The following is a 21,504-nucleotide window of genomic DNA, read 5'->3' as shown; positions in this document are numbered from 1 at the left end:
CGGCAGGCACAGGATCGCGTACCAGGGCAGGCCGGCGGCCGCGCCGCTGCCCGCCATCACCATCAGGGTGACCTCGGTGGCGGTGTCGAAGCCGAGGCCGAACAGGAAGCCCAGCGGGTACATCTGGCCGGGGCGGGTGATGGAGCGCGTGAAGCGGCCGAGGATGCGGTTCATGAAGCCGCGCGAGTCCAGCTGCTGCTCCAGCTCGGCCTCGTCGTAGCGGCCCTCGCGCATGGCACGGAAGATGCGCAGAATGCCCGCGAGGGCGACGAGGTTGAGGGCGGCGATGAGGTAGAGGAAGCCGCCGGAGATGCTGGTGCCGATCACGCCCAGCGTCTGGTGGGTGGTGGAGTTCTCGTTCATCAGCGTGCCGGCCAGGTGCGTGCCGCCGCTGACCAGGGCGGCCAGCACGACGACCACGCTGGAGTGCCCGAGCGCGAACCAGAACCCGACCGAGACCGGGCGCTTGCCGTCCGCCATCAGCTTGCGGGTGGTGTTGTCGATGGCGGCTATGTGGTCGGCGTCGAAGGCGTGCCGCATGCCGAGGGTGTAGGCGGTGACGCCGAGCCCGACGCCGTAGACCTTGGAGTCCACCGTGTAGTGGTGGGGGGCGACCAGTAGGAAGAGCACGCCGAAGGCCGCGACGTGCAGGGCGGCTATGACGGCCAGCAGGGCGGCGGTGCGCACGGTGTCCTGGCGGCGCCATCGGAAGGACGGCGGGATGCTGCGGGGGGTCACAGCGGTATCGGTGGGCAGAGTCATCTGCGGGTCACGCTCCAGCACCTCGTGGATCAGTTCGTGAGATGCCGTGGCCGGTCTCCTGGCTTACGGGTACGTGCGCGCCCGCCCCTGCCTTCCCGGCCGCCGGATGCGGCCAGTGGCACCGCGCACCTGGAGAGGCGCGCGGAAGGGGGCGGAAGCTCCCCGATCACAGTGGCGAGGGCCGCTCCGGAATGGGGCCACTAGGGCCTTTCACCGGTCTTCCCGAACACCACGGCCGGGCCACCTTAGCGCCCTGGCCTCGGACGGTGGCAAAGATGTGGCAATTGCCATGCCCATGCAGCGGAACGGGTACCGACACTTCTGTGCGGATGTCCGCATGTGATGGACGGTCATGCAGGCCGGTGCTACGAGTGCAGCAGTGGGCGACGAGAGAGGGCTGATCGCCATGGCAGGAGACAGAGACCGCGACCGCGACCCCAGGTCCGTGTCCGGGTCCGGGTCCGGGTCCGGGGAGCACGTCGGCTTCGAGCGCCGCATCGGGCTGTTCCAGGCGACGGCCATCAACATGAGCCAGATGTGCGGGATAGGACCCTTCGTCACCATTCCGCTCATGGTCACGGCCTTCGGCGGGCCGCAGGCCGTCATCGGCTTCGTCGCGGGCGCCGTGCTGGCCCTCGCGGACGGGCTGATCTGGGCCGAGCTGGGGGCCTCGCTGCCGGGCGCGGGCGGCAGTTACGTGTATCTGCGACAGGCCTACCAGTACCGCACCGGCAAGCTGATGCCGTTCCTGTTCGTCTGGACGGCGATGCTCTTCATCCCGCTCGCGATGGCCACGGGCGTCATCGGCTTCGTGCAGTACCTCGCCTATCTGTGGCCCGGGATGACGCAGACCCAAGGGGACGTCACCGGGCTGGTGTTCATCGCGGTGGTCGTCGCGCTGCTGTGGCGGCGGGTGGAGAACATCGCGCGGATCACCGCCGTGCTGTGGGGCGTGATGCTCGCCTCCATCATCCTCGTCATCATCGCGGCCTTCACCCACTTCAGCGCCCACCTCGCCTTCACCTACCCCGCCCACGCCTTCGAGGTGACGTCCAACCACTTCTGGTTGGGCTTCGCCGCGGGCCTGACGATCGGCATCTACGACTACGGCGGCTACAACACGGCCGCGTACATGGGCGCCGAGATCAAGAACCCCGGACGCACCCTGCCGCGCGCCATCGTCTGGTCCATCTTCGGCATCATGACGGTCTATCTGCTGCTGCAGATCGGCACCCTCGGGGTCGTCGACTGGAAGGAGATGCTGGACCCGAACTCCACGGCCGGCTCCTCCGTGGCCTCGGCGGTGCTGGAACGGACGTGGGGCAGGCACGCCGCGGACGTCGTCACCGTGCTGATCCTCGTCACCGCCTTCGCCTCGGTCTTCACCGGGCTGCTCGGCGGCTCCCGGGTGCCCTACGACGCCGCGCGGGAGAAGGTCTTCTTCCGCCCCTTCGGCGTCCTGCACCCGCGACACCGCTTCCCGGTGCTGCCGCTGGTGACGATGGGGGTCATCGGCGCGATCGGCTTCCTGATCGGGCGTCACACCGACCTCAATACGCTGATCCAGCTGCTGACCACCGTCATGGTGATCGTGCAGGCGCTGTCCCAGGTGCTGGCGGCCACCGTGCTGCGCCGCCGCCAGCCGGGCCTGCGGCGGCCGTACCGGATGTGGCTCTACCCACTGCCCAGCGTGGTCGCGGCGGTGGGCTGGATCGTCATCTACGGCTACGCGGACCGCAGTTCCCCGGGACGGCACCCCATCGAATGGTCGCTGGTGTGGGTCGCAGCGGGCTGTGTGGCCTTCGTGCTGTGGGCGGCGTACGAGAAGGTGTGGCCGTTCGGGCCGCGGGAGATCAGCGAGGAGTACCTGGAACCCGGGGACTCCGGAGAAACAGCCGCCGCGGACACGGCTCCGGGAGCGGGCGGCGACCCCGAAGCCGACCCCGGCACCACGGAACCCGCACCCGCCTGACGGCGGGCCGGCCCCCGCGGCCGCCCGCCTTGATCACCTTTGTCCGGCCCGACAGCGGCTTCGTAGCCGAACGGTGATAAAACGGCACCCATGCCCGTGACCTCCGCTCCCGCCGCCAAACCCCCTGCCACGCCGCGCCGGCTGCTCTGGCACCACCTGATATTCGGGCTCTGGTATCGGCCCGTCGACGTGCTCGACGAGGCCCGGGACCGGAGCGTCTGGGGGGCGGCCATGTTCCTCAGCCTGCTGTGCGGGGCGCTGGGGACGCTGGGCAAGGACTCCTTCTGGGTCCAGTGGGGCGTGAGCCCCGTGCTCGCCCTGGAGGCCATGGCCATCGCCTCCGGGGTGACGCTGGTGGCCACCCTGTTCCTCGGCGCCGTCACCCACGCCATAGCCCGACGGCTGGGCGGCAACGGCCGGTTCGCGCCGACCACCGGCCTGTTCGCCGTCGTCTTCTGGGCGACGGACCTGCCGCGGCTGTTCCTCAACACCTGGCTGCCCGCGGATTCCGTGCCGGTGCAGGCGGCCGCCTCCGTCACCGCGGCCTTCGGCTGCGTGATCGCCACACTGCTGATCCGCGGTCAGCACCACCTGCCCACGCACAAGGCCGTGGCCTCGGTGGCGATCCAGATGGTGGCGGCGGTGGCCCTGCTCAAGTTCCCCCCGGGAAGCGGCTGACGGGCCGGCCGGCGGACGACCGGTGCGCGAAGGCCCGCCCGGTGCGACGGGGGATGCACACCGGGCGGGCTCGAGAACAGTTCTACCTCATCAAGGATGGGCCATGCATCAAAAACCTGTTCGCTTTGTCGATTACCGGCGGACGGGGAGCGAAATCAGGCCACGCGCCCGGGCGGCCGGACACCGCCCCGGCCACCCCTTCGGAACATCGAGTTCCGGATTCTCGAAGCGCTTCAGCAGAGCCGACAGCGCCGCCTGACCGGCCGGAACAGGCACTCCGCCGGTCTCGACTTCCTCCCGCGGGAAGCGGCGGACGGCCGGCGCCACGGGCCCGTCCCGGCGGCCGAACTCCTCGACAGCCCTTCCGAGACCGTCCGGATTCGATCGCAGCTCCCGGAGCCGCTCCACCCGGCCAGGGGTGAAGGTCTTTGGCCGCGCAGTTCCCCGCGCCCCTTTCGGGGCGCGGGGTCTGCGGCGCAGGCGGCCTTGACCCCCGTCCAGGGCCGCCTCGTCCTTCGGTTGTGCCGTCAGGGACGGCGTGCCGCGCTGATCTCCCGCAGTTCGGCGAGCACGGAGCCCACCAGCGGGTCGTGGTAGACGTCCGCGACGCGGGCCAGGTGCTCGTGCTCCTCGGCCGGGTCGGCGCTGACGGTCATCACCACGCTCTCCGCGTGGGGCGCCGCGACGTGCCCGGTGACCTGGTTGGCCAGGCCGCGGCGGAGGGCCGCCGCCTCGACCACCGCGGCGAGCCGGTGCTCGTCCAGTCCGGCGGCCTGCGCCTGACGCCGGGCCACGTCGAGCGTCACGGGCTCGACATGGCGCCGGATGCCGCGCTGGATGTCCCGGATCTCCGCCATGCGCCGGTTGGCGCGCCACTCCAGATCGGCGAACGGCCAGCGGCCCGACCAGCGGGACTCCTCGATGGTGACCTCGGGGGCATGGGCGGTGACCTCCTCCCACAGCGGCTGCAGCCGGCGCAGCCGGCGCCAGGCGGCCGCCCGCGGGCCGACGGCCGGCAGCGAGAAGCCCAGCAGGACCAGCAGCGCGGCGACCGAAGCGCTCATCGGGGCAACGCCGTTGGAGAGCCAGTACGCCTCGTGCCCGGCCCAGCTGAGCACGAAGCCGGTGAGCTTGCACAGGCAGTACAGCAGGCCCAGCCAGCAGCCGACGGCCAGCGTCCGCAGCCCCTTGGAGAGCCAGGAGCGGCCGATGCGGCGGGCGTAGCGCGGGCAGAGCCAGCCGAGCCCGGCGAGGCTCGTCCCGAAGATGGCCAGGTACAGCACCAGGAAGGCGACCACGCCGGGGGCGTTCGCGTAGGCGGTGCTGAAGTCGCGCGGGTGCTCGACGTCGTCGGGGCGTCCGACCGCAAAGCACACAATCGCTGCCGCCCAGGTCACCGCGACGACGGCCACGGCGAACCGGGACCGGGCGGCGGCGCGGGCGTGGAATCCCTCGTCGCCGCGGCTGGTCCAGCGCAGCAGCAGCACGGTGGCGCCGGAGGCGAACAGCACGACGGCCGAGTAGAGGAACACCATGGCCAGGTTCGCCACGCCGGTCAGCCGGTCGAAGGCGCGGTAGACGCTGGGCGCGGAGAACAGGAAGACGACGGGCACGCCCGCGGTCATCAGCGCGGTCAGCCCCAGGTCGACGTTGCCGCGGTCGCGGAACCAGGCGCGGGCCTTGTAGCCGACGATGGCCCAGGTGACGGCGCTGAAGGTCAGGTAGAGAGCGTCAAAGAACACCGGCACCGCCCTCCGTCGGCCTGCCGCCCGTCTCGCGGATCTGCTTCCGCACGTGCTGCAGCGCGGGCCCGAGCGAGGCGACGAGTTCGGCCGCCTGCCCCTCCAACAGGGCCTCCTGGCCCGGCGGCGGGGGCACGACGCGCGCCATCAGCAGCGTGCCGAGGATCTCGGTCTCGCGCTCGGTGAGGTTGTCGTAGCAGTGGTGGCGGGCCAGGCCCATGGTCAGGCCCAGGCGCCGCATGGCGGTGGCCACGTCGACGGACGGGGTCCACACCTTGAGCGCGTCCTCGGTGACGGCCGGGTCCTGGTCGTGGCCCAGCAGCAGGTGGCCGATCTCGTGCAGCACGATGTGCACCTGGTGCCAGGGGGAGGTCTTCTGCTCGTAGACGATCCAGAACGCGTCGTCCGTGGTGGCCGTCATGCCCGAGACCACGCCGTCCAGGCTCATCGGCACCAGGTGGATGGGCCGGCCCACGTGGCGGGCGACGGCGTCGCACATGCTCTGGAGATCGGCCGACGCGGGCAGCGCGAGCTCTTGGATGAGCTGCTTGCACCGCCGTCGTATCCGCCCCACTCGCATGCCTGCACCGTCCTCGTCCTCGGTACGCCGCCAATGCGTGAAGAGCCGCTCCTCGTGCGCTTCTGCCGTGACGGTCACGGGTGTTCCCCTCCCCCCGTGCCCGGTGGGTCGGCGGGGAGGTTCATCTGCTGCCGGAACTGGCAGATGATGGTGGTCAGGCTGTCCTGCACCTCCGGCGGGAGACCCACCGACCGCAGGGCGATCGCCCGTACGCGCTGATCCCTCATGGCGACGAGGAAGCGGACCTCCTCCTCGACCCGTGCGGCCTGGGAGGCCGACAGATCGCCCATCAGATAGCCGACGGGCACGGCGAAGAACTTCGCCAGCGCCCGCAGCACGTCGGGGCTGGGGTTGGCCCGCCTGCCGTTGCGCAGCATCGACAGGTACTGCTCGGTCAGCGAGACGCCGCCGTACTCCTCGGCCCCGCGGCTGATCTCCTCGGCCACGTGCCCGTTGGTGTACGGCGCCCCCGGCGGGTGCATGTTCGCGAACAGGTAGTTGAGCCGCTGCGCAAGCGGACTGCCCTTCTCCCGTGCCGTCCTGTCCGGCCTTTCCCCCCCGACTGCCATCTGCCCCGTCCCCGTTCGTGCGAGCCCTGCTGTCCTGCTGTCCTGCCGTCTTTCACGGCCAGTTAAGCCCGTACCGGCCGCGATGGGCATCGTGCCACGGGATGCGCGGCGAGCACTAGTCCGCCCCTGGTTACGAGCAGGTGAAGGACTTAACCGGGGGTTGAGGGCGGGGGCGTGGGCCGGGCGACGGGCGGGGCTCGTCTACGGTGAGCCCCAGTGCGCCGGGCCGCGGCGGACGTGGGGCGGAAGGGGTTGCGGGGCACCGTGTACGACGGTATGGACGACATGCGCGAGCCGCGAGCCGCGAGCCGCGAGCCGCGAGCCGCGAGCCGCGAGCCGGGCGACCTGCGGGTGCCGGTGGGGGCCGACGCCCGGCGGTGGCGGACGTTCGAAGGCGGCCGCGTCCTGGTCGCGGCAGCACGCACCGTCACCTCGGCCGTCCGGCTCCTCGAAACGCTCCCCGCACTCTTCCGCTCCGACCCGCGCGTCGACGTCGTCTTCGCCTTCGACCCCACCTCCGCATTCGGTGACGGTGTCCTCGACCTCCTCCACGCAGCGGGCGCCCGGGTCATGCCCTGGAGCCAGCTCTCGCGCACCGCGTGCGACCTCGTCGTCTCCGCGAGCGAGAACATCGATCTGACCGGGGTCGACTGCCCCGTCCTCGTGCTCCCGCACGGCGTCGGCTTCCACAAGCTCGTCCCCGACGCCCGCGGAAGCGGACGACGGCTCTCCGGTGTGATGGACGACCCGCGCGCCTGGCACGCCGTCTCCCACCCCGACCAGATCCGCCAACTCGCCGAACATCACCCGGCCCTCGCGGAACGCACCTTCCTCATCGGCGACCCCTGCCACGACCGTCTGCTGGCGTCACGGATGCTGCGCACGCGGTACCGCGAGGCACTCGGGCTGCGGGAGGGGCGGAAGCTGGTGCTCCTCAGCTCCACTTGGGGAGAGCAGTCCCTGCTGGGCACGGACCCGCTGCTCCCGCAACGGCTGTTGGGCGAGCTGCCACTGGACGAGTACCGGGTCGCCGCCGTCCTGCACCCCAACATCTGGTCCGCACACGGCACATGGCAGGTCCGCGCGGTGGAGGCGGCCGCACTGGACTCCGGGCTGCTGCTGATACCGCCCCACCGCGGCTGGCAGGCCGCCCTCCTCGCGGCGGACGCGCTGATCGGCGACCACGGCTCGGTGACCTTCTACGGTGCGGCAGTCGGCACCCCGTTGCTGCTCGCCGCGTTCGGCGAGGAGTCCGTGCCCGGCACCCCCATGGCCGAACTGGGCCGCATCACCCCGCGCCTGGACCCGCACGCCCCGTTCGCGGCACAGCTGGAGCGGGCCGTGGCGGAGCACGATGCGGAACGCATCACGAAGGTGGCGGGCGGGGCCTTCACCGAACCGGGCCGGTCGCCGGAGCAGTTGCGGTCCGCGCTGTACGAACTGATGAAGCTGCCGGAACCGGATGCGGCAGGGACGCCGCCGCTGCACCGGTGGCCGGTGCCGGAGGCCGGTCCGGGTGAGGTCACGGCGATGTGGGTCCGCACGTCCGGTGCGGATCAGGCCGTCACGGTACAGCGACGGCCCGCAGCAGCCGGTGGCGACCAGGACGAGGGCGACGGGGACGCGGAGTTCGGTCACCTCTCCTGTGACGAGGACGAGCAGGACCTGCGGCAGCTCGCCGGCGCTTCGGTGATCACCTCGCGGGTGCAGGCCGGTTCGGCGGACGCCGCCGTGGGGCGGGCCCGCCGGCTGCTGGACGAACTGCCGGGCAGCCTGCTGGCGACCGTACCGGTGCCGGGCGGTTCGGTGGCCCTGTTCCGGAACGGCCGCGCGGTGGAGTCGACGATGACGGACGCGTCCTTGGCCGGGGCCGTGGTCTATGCCCGCTTCCGGGCGCAGCACCCCCTGACGGGAACGGTGACGCTGCGCGTCGGGCGGCACGAGGAGGATGTGACGCTGCGGGAGCACCGGGCGGCCGAGGGCTGAGGCCCCGGGGTCACGCGTCCCGACCGTCCAGCCGCTTGCGCAGGTCCTCGGCGTGGGGGCTGCCGCCCGCCTCGTGGATCTCCAGCGCCCGCTCCAGGTGACAGCGCTCGGCCGCACGGTCGGTGCGGCGCCGGGCGATATCGGCCAGCTCTTCGCAGACTTGGGCCTCGTAGAAGACGGCTTGTGTCGCGTTCAGCATCCCTGCCGCGCGCTCCAGGGTGTGCACGGCCTCGTCCTCGCGCCCCAGGCCGTCGTGTGCGTGGCCCAGGGCCGCCAGGGCCCGGCCGGCCATGCGCACGTCCTTGCACTCGGCGAGTTGTTCATAGGCTTCTTGCAGGGTCGTCAGGGCCCGTTCGTGCTCACCGGAGGCGAGCAACGTGCTGCCCATGAACAGCCTGGCGAGGGCGGCGCCCCGGGGTTCGCCGGCCTCGATGTTGCGCTGGAGGGAGAGCTCGTACCACGTGAGCGCCCGGGCCTTGTCGAAGTGGTCCCAGTACCGGCCGGCGAACTCGGGGACGGATGCGCGCAGCACCGGATGTGCGGACTCCTCGGCGAGTTCGACGGCCCTCTCGATCTGCTCCCGGGCCCGGCCGGCATCGCCGACGTCCGTCAACGGCCGGGACACCAGGCTGCGGAGCCTCGCCTCGGCGTCCCGGGCGCCGAGGCGCGTGGCGGAGTCGGCGCCCAGGGTGCCGGACTCGATCCAGTCGGCGAGGTGCCGGTGGTGGAAGTAGAGCGCGGTGAGGGATTCGGCGAGCTGCCAGGCCTGCTGGTCGAGGCCGCGGGCGTGTGCGACCCGTACCGCGGCGAGCAGGTCCGCCCGCTCGGCTTCCAGCCGGGCGAGCGCGGCATCGCGTGCGCCCGGCCCGGTGAAGGGGTCTTCGTGGCCGGCGAGGACGACGTCGTGGTCGGTGATCCGCAGCCGCTTGCCCATGATCGCGCGGTCGGCGAACGCCGCCCGGACGACGTGGAGGTCGATGACCCGGCGCACCGCGGCTTCCCGTTCCTCTTCCGGCTCGTCCTGCTCCGCGAGGCTGCGCGCGTGCAGGCGTACGAGGTCGTGGAGGGTGTAGCGGAATTCGCCCACGGCATCCTCCAAGAGGCTGGCGTCGTCGAGCTCTTCCAAGAGAGGCTGCGCGGTGGCGACGGAGCACCCGGTCAGGGCGGCCGCGGTCTCCGCGTCGAAGGCCCGGCCCGGGAGCAGCGCGAGTCGGCGGTACAGCCGGAGTGCCTCGGCCGACAGGTCGCTGCAGGTCAGGGAGACGGCTGCGGAGACGCTGCGTTCACCGCCCGTAAGCGCGGCCAACCGGCTGTCCTCGTGGGCGAGTTCGTCCACGAGCGCGGCGAAACCGAGCCGGGAGCGTCGTGCCAGCCTCGTGGCCACGATCGTGAGGGCGATGGGCAGCCCGCCGCAGAGTTCCACGAGCCGCTCGGCGGCCTCGCGCTCCGCCGCCACCCGGTTCTCGCCGCACACCTTTGCCAGCAGGAGCGCGCCGCTCGCCGCGTCGAGGGGCTTCAACGGCATCAGCCGGGCGCCGTCCCCGATCAGTTCGTCGAGGCGCCGACTGCTGGTGACGAGTACGGCACTGCCGGGCGCAGCCGGAATGAAGGGCCTGATCTGTGCAGGCAGGGTGACGTCGTCCAGGACGACCAGGAGGGGCCCGCTCCGGGCGGCATGGGTGCGGTAGAGGTTCGTGCGCTCGGCCAGCGTCGCAGGGAGGAAGTCCTTGGTCACGCCGAAGGAGGTGCGCAGACAGCGGGCCAGCCCTTCGGAGACGTCGCAGGCGCCGGACGGCCCGCGCAGCGCGGCGAAGTCGACGTAGAGCTCTCCGCCGGGGTAGCGGCCGGACTCCAGTTCCACCCACCGCCGTACGACGCTGCTGGTGCCGATGCCCTTCAGACCGCTGATGACGATGATCCGGGTCGGTCCGGTGCCGGGAACCAGCCATTCGCCGAGATCGAGGAGTTCACCGTCGCGATTGACGAACAGCCCTGTACAGCCCGGCACTTCGTGCGGAGTCGGCGGCTCGACGGGGCCGCGCTGGTCGTAGAGGACCACGTCCCCGCCGGCCTGGACGATGAGTTCTGCGGAACTGCCCTCGACGCGGTTGCAGGACCGGACGTCCGTCACTTGCCGTTCCAGGTGATGTTCATGTCCCTCCCCTGGATCAGCGGCCCGTCGACCCGCGACCGCGACACCGTGTTCGTCACCCGGCTGTTGTCCACCGACACCTGCAGCCGCGCCGCCTGCTCCTCCCACTCGCGGTACTCCGCGGCGAACCGTGCATCCTGCCGGGCCTGACCGAAGATCAGTGCCGACAGCTCCTGCACCTGTTCGCGGTCCTGCGGGTCGAGCGGCAGCACCAGCGTGCCGCTGTCGCCCTCCTCCTCGCGGCCGCGGCCGAACGCGCGGCGGACGAGGCCCGTCAGGGACTCCCACGCCTGGCGGCCGGCTTCCGTCCCCACGGAACCCGCAGCAGCCGTCACCGCAGTGGTCACCGCGCCCAAGGACACCGGATCGACCATCAGTCAACTCCCCCACCCGAGCAGCTCGAACAGCTCCTGTCGGGCCCAGGCTACCGCGGGCCCCGGACACGCCCTGTGCGGCGTCCCGGTGAATCCTGTCGTGCCGGGCTCTCGTCACCCGCCTCCCCCGCGTAGGACGATGGCACGCTCGCCTCATCCGACTGTCCTCGCACCAGGGAGGAAACGTTCATGAGACGCACCGGAAGACCCAAGGCCATACGCGGCTTCACCGCCCTGCTCCTCGCCCTGCTGCTCGCGACCCCGTTCGCCCCGGCCGCCCATGCCGCCGACGGGGCGCCGCACACACGGGCGGCCGCACGTGCGGCCGGCGACTACTGGACGTCCGAGCGCATGGAGTCCGCTCTCCCCGCCCTCGGCGGGCGCCGCGCGGAGCGCACCGGCGCGGCGGAGCCCGTACCGCCCAGCCATCCCTTCAACGGGCTCCCGCAAGTGGGCACGTTCTTCTGGACGGACGGTCACAACACCGGCCGCTTCTGCGGCGGCACCGTGGTGCGCAGCCCGCACCGCGACCTGGTCGTGAGCGCCGCGCACTGCCTGCGCTCGCCCGATCCCAAGAAGCATTTCTCGTTCGTGCCGCAGTACCACGACGGCCTCAAGCCGCACGGCATCTTCCCGGTCGAGCTCATCTACCTCGACCAGCGCTACTACGACCTCGGCACGAACGGCGGCGCGCGCTGGGACTTCGCGGTCGTGCGGGTCGGGCAGCGCGAGGACGGCGAGGACGTGCAGGAGGCCGTCGGCGGGTTCGACCTGTCCTTCCACCCCGGCTACCGGCACGAGGACGTCCGGCTGATCGGGTATCCGGGCAACAGCGATGCGAAGTACCCCAAGCCCCTCGACTGCCGGTCCTCGACGCACCGTTACACCAGCACGGACCCGGCCGCGCCGGGCGACTTTCTGGAGATCGCGTGCGCGGGCTACATCGGCGGTACGTCGGGCGGCCCGTTCCTGGTGCGCGGCCCCTGGGGCTACGAGCTGATCGGGGTCATCGGCGGCTACCACACCGGCGGTGACACACCGGACATCTCCTACAGCTCGTACTTCAACGACGACCTGCTCGACCTCTACATGTCGGCGGTCGACGGCGAGCCGCCGGCCCACGCGTGACGGCGTGAAAACGTGCGGGGCAGTGCCACGCCGTGGCACTGCCCCGCACAGAGGTCCGCTCCGGTCAGCGCCGGTGCGGGTGGCGCGTCAGCGTGTATCCGCCCACGGCCGCGAGCGCGGCGAGGACGGCGCCGCCCACGGTCCACGCCCAGCGGTCCGACCACCAGCTGCCGTTCCAGCCGCCGTCGGGCTCGGCCACGGCCGCGGCGTGCAGCGGTGCACCCAGCTCGCCGCCCCCGGCCTGGGCTCCCCCGGCGTCCTTCGCGGTCGCCTTGACATCGGCGCGCACGGGCGTGCCGAAGTCCGTGGCGGGTGCGTCCGTGGTGGTGAGCCGCAGGTAGTAGGCGCCGGGCAGCGGGTCGTTGGACCAGCGCTCGGCCCACGGCCGTACCGTCCGCAGGGTGCAGGTGAGGGTCACGGTGGCATCCGTCCGCGAGACGCGCTTCGCCGGTTCGCCGGAGGCACAGGCCTGGCGGCGGCGCAGCCCGTCGAAGAGGTCGATCTGCCAGGTGGCCGATCCGCTGCGCACGGACGCCTCCGGCAGGGTCACCGTCGCGGTGGCCGTGACCTGCTGGCCGGCCCCCGCGGGGAACTGCCAGTAGAGGTAGTCGCCCGTGGAGCCCTGGGCCGTGGCCTGCTCACCCGGTTTGACGGGCGTGGCCGTGCGGAAGGACGTACCTGCCTCGGACGGCGCACTGTCGTCGGTGTCGGCGACGGCGGCCGGGGCCGCAGCGCACAGCGCCGCTCCGGCGAGCAGCACCGAGGCCATCGCCCGCCGCGTGCGCTTGATCATCTGTCCGGTCATCAGTTCTCCCTCCACACCGCGACGCGCCAGCGGGCCAGCCAGCCCCACAGCAGTCCGGCGAGCAGGCCGGTGACGCCGAGCACGGCCAGCAGGATCCAGCCCCGGCCCAGGCCGAAGGCGGCCAGGTCGGAGGGGTTGTCGGGGGACTTCACGAGATCCACGGCGAGTTCGACGGGCAGGCCCGGGTCGCGCTTGACGGAGGCCGGTGCGGAGAAGGAGTTGGAGACCTCCAGGCAGACCGTCTTGCCGTCCTTGCCGTCCTGGTCACCGTTCTTCTTCGCCTTGCCCGTCGCGTAGCGCAGGCCGGTGGCCATGACGTCGGTGCGTCCGCTGCCGGCGTCGCTGCCCCGCACGAGCTCCTGCCCGTCCTCGCCCACGGCTCTCAGCAGCACGCCGTAGTCCCGGTCGACCTGCCGGTCCGCGGCCACGCCGGCCGAGGCCCGCAGCTCCTGACCGGGCTTCACCTTGACGCGGTACCAGCGGTGCTCGGAGAACTGCTCGCGGTCGGTGAAGACACCGGCGCCGAGCTCGGGAGCGGTGGCGCAGGCGTTGGCGCCCTGGACGGGCTTGACGGTCTCGACAGGGGTTTCGGACCGTTTGACGAGTTGCTTGACGCGGCCGGTGAGCTCCTTGCGGTGGCGCACCGTGGTGTACGTGCCGCCGGTGGCCTCGGCGATGCAGCTCAGCTGCTCGCGGGTCTTGTCGTCATGGGCCAGGCCGAGGGTGTCCACGGTCAAGTGGCTTCCCTTGGCGGCCAGTTCGCGGGCCACCTCGCAGGGGTCGGGCTGGCCGCAGGTGTCCTCTCCGTCGGTGATGAGGACGATGCGGCGGGTACCGCCGTCGGTGCCGAGGTCCTGGTCGGCACCGCGCAGCGCGAGGCTGATCGGCGTCCAGCCGGTCGGCCGCAGCGTGGCGACGGCCGTCTTGGCCTCGGTCTTGTCCACCTTGCCGACGGGGTACAGCTGCTTGCTGTCCTTGCAGCCGATCTCCTTGTCGTCACCGGGGTAGGTGGCGCCGAGGGTACGGATGCCGAGCCGCACGCCGTCCGGCAGCGCGTCGATGACGTCGTCGAACGCCTGCTGCGCGGCGGACATGCGGGAACCGCCGTCGATGTCGCGCGTACTCATCGAGCCGCTGACGTCGAGGACCAGCTCGACCTTCGGGGAGTCCTTCGGGGGCCCGTCGGCGGCGTGCGCCGGCACCACGCCCCCGGCCAGGGCGGCGAGCAGGGCACACGCACCCGCCGCGAGCCGTCTTGTGATGATCATCCGAGGATCCTAACGGGCCCTCGCGCCCCGTCAGGGGCGCGGGGAACTGCGCGAGCAACCACAGACGGCCCGCAGTCAAAACAGAACCGGAGCTACTCCCCGCCCTCCAACTCGCCCTCGGTCTCCAGGAATGCGTCCCGCAGACCCTCCAGGGTCTGCGGGTCCGGCTTGGCCCACATCCCCCGGCTCTCGGCCTCCAGCAGCCGCTCCGCAATGCCGTGCAGGGCCCAGGGGTTGGCCTCCTGGAGGAAGGCGCGGTTCTCCGGGTCGAGGACGTACGTCTGGGCGAGCTTGTCGTACATCCAGTCGGGCACGACGCCGGTGGTGGCGTCGTAGCCGAACAGGTAGTCCACGGTGGCGGCGAGTTCGAAGGCGCCCTTGTAGCCGTGGCGGCGCATGGCCTCGATCCAGCGGGGGTTGACCACGCGGGCGCGGAAGACGCGGGAGGTCTCCTCGACGAGGGTGCGGGTGCGGACCGTCTCCGGGCGGGTGGAGTCGCCGATGTAGGCCTCGGGGGCGGTGCCCCTGAGCGCCTTGACCGTGGCCACCATGCCGCCGTGGTACTGGAAGTAGTCGTCGGAGTCGGCGATGTCGTGCTCGCGCGTGTCGGTGTTCTTGGCGGCGACCGCGATGCGCTTGTACGCCGTCTCCATCTCCGCCCGGGCCGGGCGGCCTTCGAGGCCGCGGCCGTAGGCGTAGCCGCCCCAGGTCGTGTAGACCTCGGCGAGGTCGGCGTCGGTGCGCCAGTCGCGGCTGTCGATGAGCTGGAGCAGTCCGGCGCCGTAGGTGCCCGGCCGGGAGCCGAAGATCCTTGTGGTGGCGCGGCGTTCGTCGCCGTGCTCGGCGAGGTCGGCCTGGGCGTGGGCGCGGACGTGGTTCTGTTCGGCGGGCTCGTCCAGCGAGGCGGCGAGCCGCACCGCGTCGTCCAGCAGGCCGATCACGTGCGGGAAGGCGTCGCGGAAGAAGCCGCTGATGCGGAGGGTGACGTCGATGCGGGGGCGGCCCAGTTCCTCCGGTCCGATCGGCTCCAGGCCCGTCACGCGGCGCGACGCGGCGTCCCACACCGGACGGACGCCGAGCAGTGCCAGGGCTTCGGCGACGTCGTCACCGGCGGTGCGCATGGCGCTCGTTCCCCACAGGGACAGGCCCACCGACGTGGGCCAGTCGCCGTTGTCGGTGCGGTAGCGCTCCACCAGGGAGTCGGCGAGGGCCTGCCCGGTCTCCCAGGCGAGGCGGCTGGGGACGGCCTTGGGGTCGACGGAGTAGAAGTTGCGGCCGGTCGGCAGGACGTTGACCAGGCCGCGCAGCGGGGAACCCGACGGGCCGGCGGGGACGAAGCCGCCGGCGAGGGCGTGCACCGCGTGGTCGATCTCGTCGGTGGTCGCGGCCAGCCGCGGTACGACCTCGCGGGCGGCGAACTCCAGGATCGCGGCGACCTGTTCACCGTGCCCGGCCGGCACGGCCGCCGGGTCCCAGCCCGCGTCCTCCATGGCCTGGACCAGGGCGCGTGCCTTCTCCTCCGCCTCGTCGGCCGTGGTCCGCGTCGCGGCGGACTCGTCGAGGCCGAGGGCCTCGCGCAGGCCGGGCAGGGCGGCGGTGCCGCCCCAGATCTGCCGGGCGCGCAGGATGGACAGGACCAGGTTGACGCGCTCGGGGCCGGTGGGCGCGTTGCCCAGCACGTGCAGGCCGTCGCGGATCTGGGCGTCCTTGACCTCGCACAGCCAGCCGTCGACGTGCAGCAGGAAGTCGTCGAAGCCGTCGTCCCCGGGACGCTCCTCCATGCCGAGGTCGTGGTCGAGGCGGGCGGCCTGGATCAGGGTCCAGATCTGGGCGCGGATGGCCGGGAGCTTGGCCGGGTCCATGGCCGAGATCTGGGCGTATTCGTCGAGGAGTTGCTCCAGGCGCGCGATGTCGCCGTAGGACTCGGCGCGGGCCATGGGCGGCACGAGGTGGTCGACGAGGGTGGCGTGGGCGCGGCGCTTGGCCTGGGTGCCCTCGCCCGGGTCGTTGACGAGGAAGGGGTAGACGAGCGGGAGGTCGCCGAGGGCGGCGTCGGGGCCGCAGGCGGCGGACAGGCCGGCGTTCTTGCCGGGGAGCCACTCCAGGTTGCCGTGCTTGCCGAGGTGGACCATCGCGTCGGCGCCGAAGCCGCCGTCCTCGCGGGAGGCCGCGATCCAGCGGTAGGCGGCCAGGTAGTGGTGCGAGGGCGGCAGGTCGGGGTCGTGGTAGATGGCGATGGGGTTCTCGCCGAAGCCGCGCGGCGGCTGGATGAGGATCAGCAGGTTGCCGCGGCGCAGGGCGGCCAGCACGATGTCGCCCTCGGGGTTGCGGCTGCGGTCGAGGAACATCTCGCCGGGCGCGGGCCCCCAGTGCTGCTCGACGGCCTCGCGCAGTTCGGCCGGGAGCCCGGCGTACCAGCGCTTGTAGTCGGCGGCCGGGATGCGGACGGGGTTGCGGGCGAGCTGTTCCTCGGTGAGCCAGTCCTGGTCGTGGCCGCCGGCCTCGATGAGGGCGTAGATGAGCTCGTCGCCGTCGCCGGACGCGAGGCCCGGGACCTCCTCGGCGCCGAAGTCGTAGCCCTCCGCGCGCAGTCGGCGCAGCAGGGCGACGGCGCTGGCGGGGGTGTCGAGGCCGACGGCGTTGCCGATGCGCGAGTGCTTGGTGGGGTAGGCGGAGAGCACGAGGGCGATCCGCTTCTCGGCGGCCGGGATGTGGCGCAGGCGGGCGTGGCGCACGGCGATGCCGGCGACGCGGGCGGCGCGCTCGGGGTCGGCGACGTAGGCGGGCAGGCCGTCCTCGTCGACCTCCTTGAAGGAGAACGGGACGGTGATGATGCGCCCGTCGAACTCGGGCACGGCGACCTGGGTCGCGGAGTCGAGCGGGGAGAGGCCCTCGTCGTTCTCCTCCCACGCGCTGCGCGGCCCGGTCAGGCAGAGGGCCTGCAGGACGGGCACGTCCAGGGAGGCGAGGGCGCCGGCGTCCCAGGATTCGTCGTCGCCGCCGGCCGAGGCGTCGGCGGGCCGGGTGCCGCCCGCGGCGAGCACGGTGGTGACGACGGCGTCGGCCGCACGCAGGGCGTCGAGGAGTTCGGGCTCGGGGGCGCGCAGCGAGGCGACGTACAGCGGCAGCGCCCGGCCGCCGGCGTCCTCGACGGCGCCGCAGAGGGCGTCGACGAAGGCGGTGTTGCCGCTCATGTGGTGGGCGCGGTAGTAGAGCACGGCGACGAGCGGGCCGTCGGGGTTCGCCGCCTTCGGGGTGCGCTCCAGCTCGCCCCACGAGGGGGCGGGGGCGGGCGGTTCGAAGCCGTGGCCGGTGAGCAGCACGGTGTCGGAGAGGAACCGCGCCAGCTGGTCGAGGTTGGCGGGCCCGCCGTGGGCGAGGTAGGCGTGGGCCTCGGCGGCGATGCCGATGGGCACGGTCGAGTGCTCCATCAGCTGGGCGTCGGGCGCCTGTTCACCGGTCAGGACGACGACGGGCCGCTCCCCCGCGAGCAGCAGGTCGAGCCCCTCCTGCCACGCGCGGACACCGCCGAGGAGCCGTACGACGACGAGGTCGGTGCCCTCCAGCAGCGCGGGCAGCCCGTCGAGATCCAGCCGGGCGGGGTTGGCGAGCCGGTACGTCACCGGGCCGTCGGCCGCACGGGCGCTGAGCAGGTCGGTGTCGGACGTCGACAGGAGAAGGATGCGCATGCTGCGGCTGGCCTTCCTCGGGGTCCGCGCCCCGGGTGGTCGTGAGGACGGCGGGAGTTCCTGACTCGCCCGGCGTCTCACCGCCGTGCTCACAGTGGCGGGACCGTACCGGAATCACACCGGCTTCCTCCCCTGTCGCCGTCGCTGGCGTGGTCATACTAGCGGGGCGCGCCCCGAAGGGGTGCGGGGAACTGCGCGCTCAGCCCCCACCGCTCCGCAGCCGGTAGACAAGCCCAGCACCGCCGCCCCACCGTGGGTATGCTCGCCGCCATGCCCGCCCCCTCCGATCCCCCTGTCCGCACCGGCGGCGACCGCTGCCCCGGCGCGGTACGGCTGCACGCCGCGGACGACGGTGCACTGGCCCGCGTCCGCCTGCCGGGCGGGCTTCTGACGGTTCGTCAGGCAGAAGCCCTGGCACGGCTGTCCGACGAACTGGGCGACGGCCACCTCGACCTCACCTCCCGCGGCAACGTCCAGCTCCGCGGTCTCCCCGATGCCTGCGGCGGCGAACTCGGCATCCGCCTCCACGAAGCGGGCCTGCTGCCCTCCGAACAGCACGACCGGGTACGGAACGTGGCGGCGACCCCGCTCTGCGGCCTCGACGGCCCGGCTCCCGCCGACGTCCAGGCCTGGTCCCGCGCACTGGACCAACTCCTCTGCGCGAACCCGGACATCACTAAACTTTCCGGACGTTTCCTCTTCGGTCTGGACGACGGCCGCGGCGATATCGCCGCACTCGCCCCCGATGTGACATTGATCGCAACGGACGACGGGCACGCCCTGCTCTCCTACGCGGCGGCCGGCTCCTGCCTGCGCATCCCCGCCGCGCACGCCCCGCGCGCGGCCGTACTCGCGGCCGAGTGGTTCCTGGCCGAGCGCCGCCGCACCGGCAGCACCGCCTGGCGGATCGCCGAGTTCCCCGCCGGACAGCGGCCGCGGCTCGACGTGTTGGGGCAGCGGCTCACCGCCGAAGGCATCGCCGCCGAACCTGCCGAGAGGGCTCCACGGACGGGCGCCCCCACGGCCCCCGGGCTCGTCCCCGGCCCCGGCGGCCGGACCGCGCTGTCGGTCACGGCCCCGCTCGGCCGCCTGAGCACCGGCCAGTGGCGGCAGTTGTACGAGACGGCCGACGCCGCCGGCACGGGCGAACTCCGGGTGACCCCCTGGCGCGGCATCGTCGTCCCAGGCCTGCCGACGGCGACGGCGGCGGCGGCCCGGCTCACGGAACTCGCCGACGCGGGCCTGATCACCTCGACGGAGTCGCCGTGGCACCGCGCGGGCGCCTGCGCCGGCCGCCCCGGATGCGCCAAGTCTCTTGCGGACGTGCGGGCGGACGCGGCGGCCTGCCTCGCGCACGAGCAGCCCCACGGCGGGGAGCCCCTGCCCGTGTACTGGTCCGGGTGCGAGCGGCGCTGCGGCCGGCCGACCGACGGCCGGTGGGTGGATGTGCTGGCGACGGGCGGCGGTTACCGGGTGGGCATATCCGGCGAAGCCGCGCGGACGGTGACAGCAGCAGACCTGGCCGGCGCCGTGGCGACGGCCCGTACCACCACACGATGAACGACAAGGGCGACGAGGGCACAGTGTTCGACTACGACAAGGACGGCGCGTCCATCTACCGCCAGTCCTTCGCCACCATCCGCGCCGAGGCCGACCTCGGCGGACTGCCGCCGGACGTCAGCAAGGTGGCGGTCCGCATGATCCACGCGTGCGGGATGACCGATCTCGTCCGCGACCTGGCCTGGTCCCCGCAGGCCGTGGCCCGCGCCCGCGAGGCGCTGCGCGCGGGTGCGCCGATCCTGTGCGACGCCAACATGGTCGCCAGTGGGGTCACCCGCAAGCGGCTGCCCGCGGACAACGAGGTGCTGTGCACCCTCGCCGACCCGTCCGTGCCCGAACTGGCCCGGCGCATGGGCACCACGCGCAGCGCCGCGGCCCTGGAGCTGTGGCGCGACAGGCTGGACGGCGCGGTGGTGGCGGTCGGCAACGCGCCGACCGCCCTGTTCCGCCTGCTGGAGATGGTCGCGGAGGGCGCACCGCGCCCGGCGGCCGTCCTCGGCATACCGGTCGGCTTCATCGGTGCCGCCGAGTCCAAGGAGGCTTTGGCGGACAACCGGTTGGGGCTGGAGTACCTGGTGGTGCGGGGGCGGCGCGGCGGCAGTGCCATGGCCGCGGCCGCGATCAATGCGATAGCGAGCGAGGAAGAGTGAGCGAGCACAAGCCCGGACGGCTCTACGGAGTGGGCCTCGGCCCCGGCGACCCGTCCCTGATGACCGTACGGGCGGTGGAGGTCATCGCCGCCGCCGACGTCGTCGCCTACCACAGCGCCCGGCACGGCCGCTCCATCGCGCGCTCCATCGCCGAACGCCACCTGCGCCCCGACCACATCGAGGAGCGGCTCGTCTACCCCGTCACCACGGAGACGACCGACCACCCGGGCGGCTACCGGGGTGCGATGGAGGAGTTCTACGAGGAGGCCGCCGCGCGGCTGGCCGCGCACCTGGACGCCGGGCGCACCGTGGCCGTGCTGGCCGAGGGCGACCCGCTCTTCTACAGCTCGTACATGCACATGCACAAGCGGCTGGCCCACCGCTACCCGACCGAGGTCGTCCCCGGCGTCACCTCGGTGAGCGCGGCCGCGGCCCGGCTCGGCGAACCGCTGGTGGAGGGCGAGGAGGTGCTGACGATCCTTCCGGGCACCCTGCCCGAGGAGGAGCTGACGGCCCGCCTGGCCGCCACCGACTCGGCGGTGGTGATGAAGCTCGGCCGCACCTTCCCGGCGGTGAAGGGCGCGCTGGAACGTTCCGGCCGCCTGGCGGAGGCACGGTACGTCGAGCGCGCCACGATGAGCGGCGAGCGCACGGGCCGCGTCGCGGACGTGGACCCGGAGTCGGTGCCGTACTTCTCGGTGGCGGTGCTGCCGAGTCGCGTGGGTGCTGAGCCTGTCGAGGGCGCGGGTGCGGGCGAGGTCACGGTCGTCGGGCTCGGCCCGGCGGGTCCGCTGTGGCTGACGCCGGAGGCGCGGGGCGTGCTGGCGGCGGCGGAGGACCTGGTCGGCTACACGACCTACCTGGACCGGGTGCCGGTGCGCCCCGGGCAGCAGCGGCACGCCTCGGACAACAAGGTGGAGTCCGAACGCGCCGAGTTCGCCCTGGACCTGGCCCGGCAGGGCCGCCGGGTCGCCGTCGTCTCGTCCGGCGACCCCGGGGTCTTCGCCATGGCCACCGCCGTACTGGAGGTCGCCTCGGAGGGCCCGTACCGGGAGGTGCCGGTGCGGGTGGTCCCGGGCATGACGGCCGCCCACGCGGCGGCGTCCCGCGCGGGCGCCCCGCTGGGTCACGACTACGCGGTCGTCTCGCTGTCCGACCGCCTCAAGCCGTGGGAGGTCGTCGCGGAACGGCTGCGCGCGGCGGCCGCCGCGGACCTGGTGCTGGCGCTGTACAACCCCGGTTCGCGCAGCCGCACCTGGCAGGTGGGCAAGGCGCGGGACGTCCTCCTGGAGCACCGGGCGCCCGAGACCCCGGTGGTCCTCGGGCGCGACGTGGGCGGCCCGGAGGAGAGCGTACGGATCGTCCGCCTCGGCGAACTGGTGCCGGAGGAGGTCGACATGCGGACGATCCTGATCGTGGGGTCGACGCAGACGCGGGCGGTTCGGCGGGGCGCCGGTGCCTCCGGCGAGGAAATCGTGTGGACCCCGCGGCGGTACCCGGAGGGGTAGTTCGGGGCTCCGCCCCGTGGGCGCCCCGTAAGGGGCGCGGGGAACTGCGCGACAAGGACGACCGCCACCACGACCCCCTTC

At 72.7% G+C, this 21,504-nt stretch carries 16 protein-coding genes and 2 riboswitches; of the genes, 7 read left to right on the top strand and 9 right to left on the bottom strand.

The window, feature by feature from the left end; genetic code table 11:
- Window positions 1-762: HoxN/HupN/NixA family nickel/cobalt transporter (locus ACWD4B_RS30355; protein WP_451423762.1), on the bottom strand; the 762-nt coding region annotated here is incomplete at its 3' end.
- Window positions 763-793: 31 nt separating this feature from the next.
- Window positions 794-1,011, bottom strand: a riboswitch (cobalamin riboswitch).
- Between the two features lie 157 nt (window positions 1,012-1,168).
- Between ACWD4B_RS30355 and ACWD4B_RS30350 the strand changes: the two genes are divergently transcribed.
- Both ACWD4B_RS30350 and ACWD4B_RS30345 read left to right on the top strand, forming a co-directional pair.
- A complete protein-coding gene (locus tag ACWD4B_RS30350) occupies window positions 1,169-2,734 on the top strand; it encodes an APC family permease (protein WP_451423761.1) in 1,566 nt (521 codons plus the stop codon).
- Between the two features lie 90 nt (window positions 2,735-2,824).
- Complete coding sequence (locus ACWD4B_RS30345) at window positions 2,825-3,412, top strand: YIP1 family protein (protein ID WP_451423760.1); 588 nt, start codon at window positions 2,825-2,827, stop codon at window positions 3,410-3,412.
- A gap of 527 nt (window positions 3,413-3,939) precedes the next feature.
- On the opposite strand, the gene ACWD4B_RS30340 is transcribed toward ACWD4B_RS30345, so the two are convergent.
- From ACWD4B_RS30340 to ACWD4B_RS30330, 3 genes are all read right to left on the bottom strand, one after another.
- Window positions 3,940-5,154: an MAB_1171c family putative transporter gene (locus tag ACWD4B_RS30340; protein WP_451423759.1), complete on the bottom strand. Its 1,215-nt coding sequence runs from the start codon at window positions 5,152-5,154 to the stop codon at window positions 3,940-3,942.
- Complete coding sequence (locus ACWD4B_RS30335) at window positions 5,144-5,734, bottom strand: hypothetical protein (RefSeq protein ID WP_451423763.1); 591 nt, start codon at window positions 5,732-5,734, stop codon at window positions 5,144-5,146. The genes ACWD4B_RS30340 and ACWD4B_RS30335 overlap by 11 nt, the downstream gene beginning before the upstream one ends.
- A 74-nt stretch (window positions 5,735-5,808) precedes the next feature.
- Window positions 5,809-6,303, bottom strand: a complete 495-nt coding sequence (locus ACWD4B_RS30330) for a helix-turn-helix domain-containing protein (RefSeq protein WP_451423758.1) — start codon at window positions 6,301-6,303, stop codon at window positions 5,809-5,811.
- Window positions 6,304-6,567: 264 nt separating this feature from the next.
- Here ACWD4B_RS30330 and ACWD4B_RS30325 point away from each other — a divergent pair, with 264 nt between their 5' ends.
- The gene (locus ACWD4B_RS30325; protein WP_451423757.1) at window positions 6,568-8,289 is read left to right on the top strand and encodes a CDP-glycerol glycerophosphotransferase family protein; all 1,722 of its coding nucleotides are present in this window, start codon (window positions 6,568-6,570) and stop codon (window positions 8,287-8,289) included.
- A 10-nt stretch (window positions 8,290-8,299) separates the two neighbouring features.
- Here ACWD4B_RS30325 and ACWD4B_RS30320 read toward each other — a convergent pair whose 3' ends face one another.
- Window positions 8,300-10,420, bottom strand: a complete 2,121-nt coding sequence (locus tag ACWD4B_RS30320; RefSeq protein WP_451423756.1) for a hypothetical protein — start codon at window positions 10,418-10,420, stop codon at window positions 8,300-8,302.
- Window positions 10,417-10,815, bottom strand: coding sequence for a hypothetical protein (locus ACWD4B_RS30315; RefSeq protein WP_451423755.1), 399 nt, complete (start codon window positions 10,813-10,815; stop codon window positions 10,417-10,419). The genes ACWD4B_RS30320 and ACWD4B_RS30315 overlap by 4 nt, the downstream gene beginning before the upstream one ends.
- A gap of 189 nt (window positions 10,816-11,004) precedes the next feature.
- Between ACWD4B_RS30315 and ACWD4B_RS30310 the strand changes: the two genes are divergently transcribed.
- A complete protein-coding gene (locus ACWD4B_RS30310; protein ID WP_451423754.1) occupies window positions 11,005-11,943 on the top strand; it encodes a trypsin-like serine peptidase in 939 nt (312 codons plus the stop codon).
- A 64-nt stretch (window positions 11,944-12,007) separates the two neighbouring features.
- Here the strand turns inward: ACWD4B_RS30310 and ACWD4B_RS30305 are convergent, their stop codons facing one another.
- The 3 genes from ACWD4B_RS30305 to cobN all read right to left on the bottom strand — a co-directional run bounded on the left by ACWD4B_RS30305 (window position 12,008) and on the right by cobN (window position 17,705).
- Window positions 12,008-12,748 (bottom strand): hypothetical protein, encoded by a 741-nt coding sequence (locus ACWD4B_RS30305; protein ID WP_451423753.1) that lies wholly within the window; start codon window positions 12,746-12,748, stop codon window positions 12,008-12,010.
- Entirely contained in the window at window positions 12,748-14,016 is a 1,269-nt protein-coding gene (locus tag ACWD4B_RS30300; RefSeq protein ID WP_451423752.1) for a VWA domain-containing protein, read from the bottom strand. The genes ACWD4B_RS30305 and ACWD4B_RS30300 overlap by 1 nt, the downstream gene beginning before the upstream one ends.
- A gap of 92 nt (window positions 14,017-14,108) precedes the next feature.
- Complete coding sequence (gene cobN / locus ACWD4B_RS30295; protein WP_451423751.1) at window positions 14,109-17,705, bottom strand: cobaltochelatase subunit CobN; 3,597 nt, start codon at window positions 17,703-17,705, stop codon at window positions 14,109-14,111.
- A gap of 35 nt (window positions 17,706-17,740) precedes the next feature.
- Window positions 17,741-17,863: riboswitch (cobalamin riboswitch) on the bottom strand.
- A gap of 112 nt (window positions 17,864-17,975) precedes the next feature.
- Between cobN and cobG the strand changes: the two genes are divergently transcribed.
- Genes cobG through ACWD4B_RS30280 form a run of 3 tightly spaced genes read left to right on the top strand, consistent with a single transcriptional unit; the run spans window position 17,976 to window position 21,423 of the window.
- Window positions 17,976-19,265 (top strand): precorrin-3B synthase, encoded by a 1,290-nt coding sequence (cobG, locus tag ACWD4B_RS30290; RefSeq protein ID WP_451423750.1) that lies wholly within the window; start codon window positions 17,976-17,978, stop codon window positions 19,263-19,265.
- Complete coding sequence (locus ACWD4B_RS30285) at window positions 19,262-19,915, top strand: precorrin-8X methylmutase (RefSeq protein ID WP_336415982.1); 654 nt, start codon at window positions 19,262-19,264, stop codon at window positions 19,913-19,915. The genes cobG and ACWD4B_RS30285 overlap by 4 nt, the downstream gene beginning before the upstream one ends.
- Window positions 19,912-21,423, top strand: a complete 1,512-nt coding sequence (locus ACWD4B_RS30280) for a precorrin-2 C(20)-methyltransferase (RefSeq protein WP_451423749.1) — start codon at window positions 19,912-19,914, stop codon at window positions 21,421-21,423. The genes ACWD4B_RS30285 and ACWD4B_RS30280 overlap by 4 nt, the downstream gene beginning before the upstream one ends.
- Window positions 21,424-21,504: the final 81 nt, after the last annotated feature.

Source organism: Streptomyces sp. NPDC002536, from assembly GCF_053594995.1.
The sequence above is the reverse complement of the archived record's forward strand: the minus strand, read 5'-3'. Positions and strand labels throughout refer to the sequence as shown.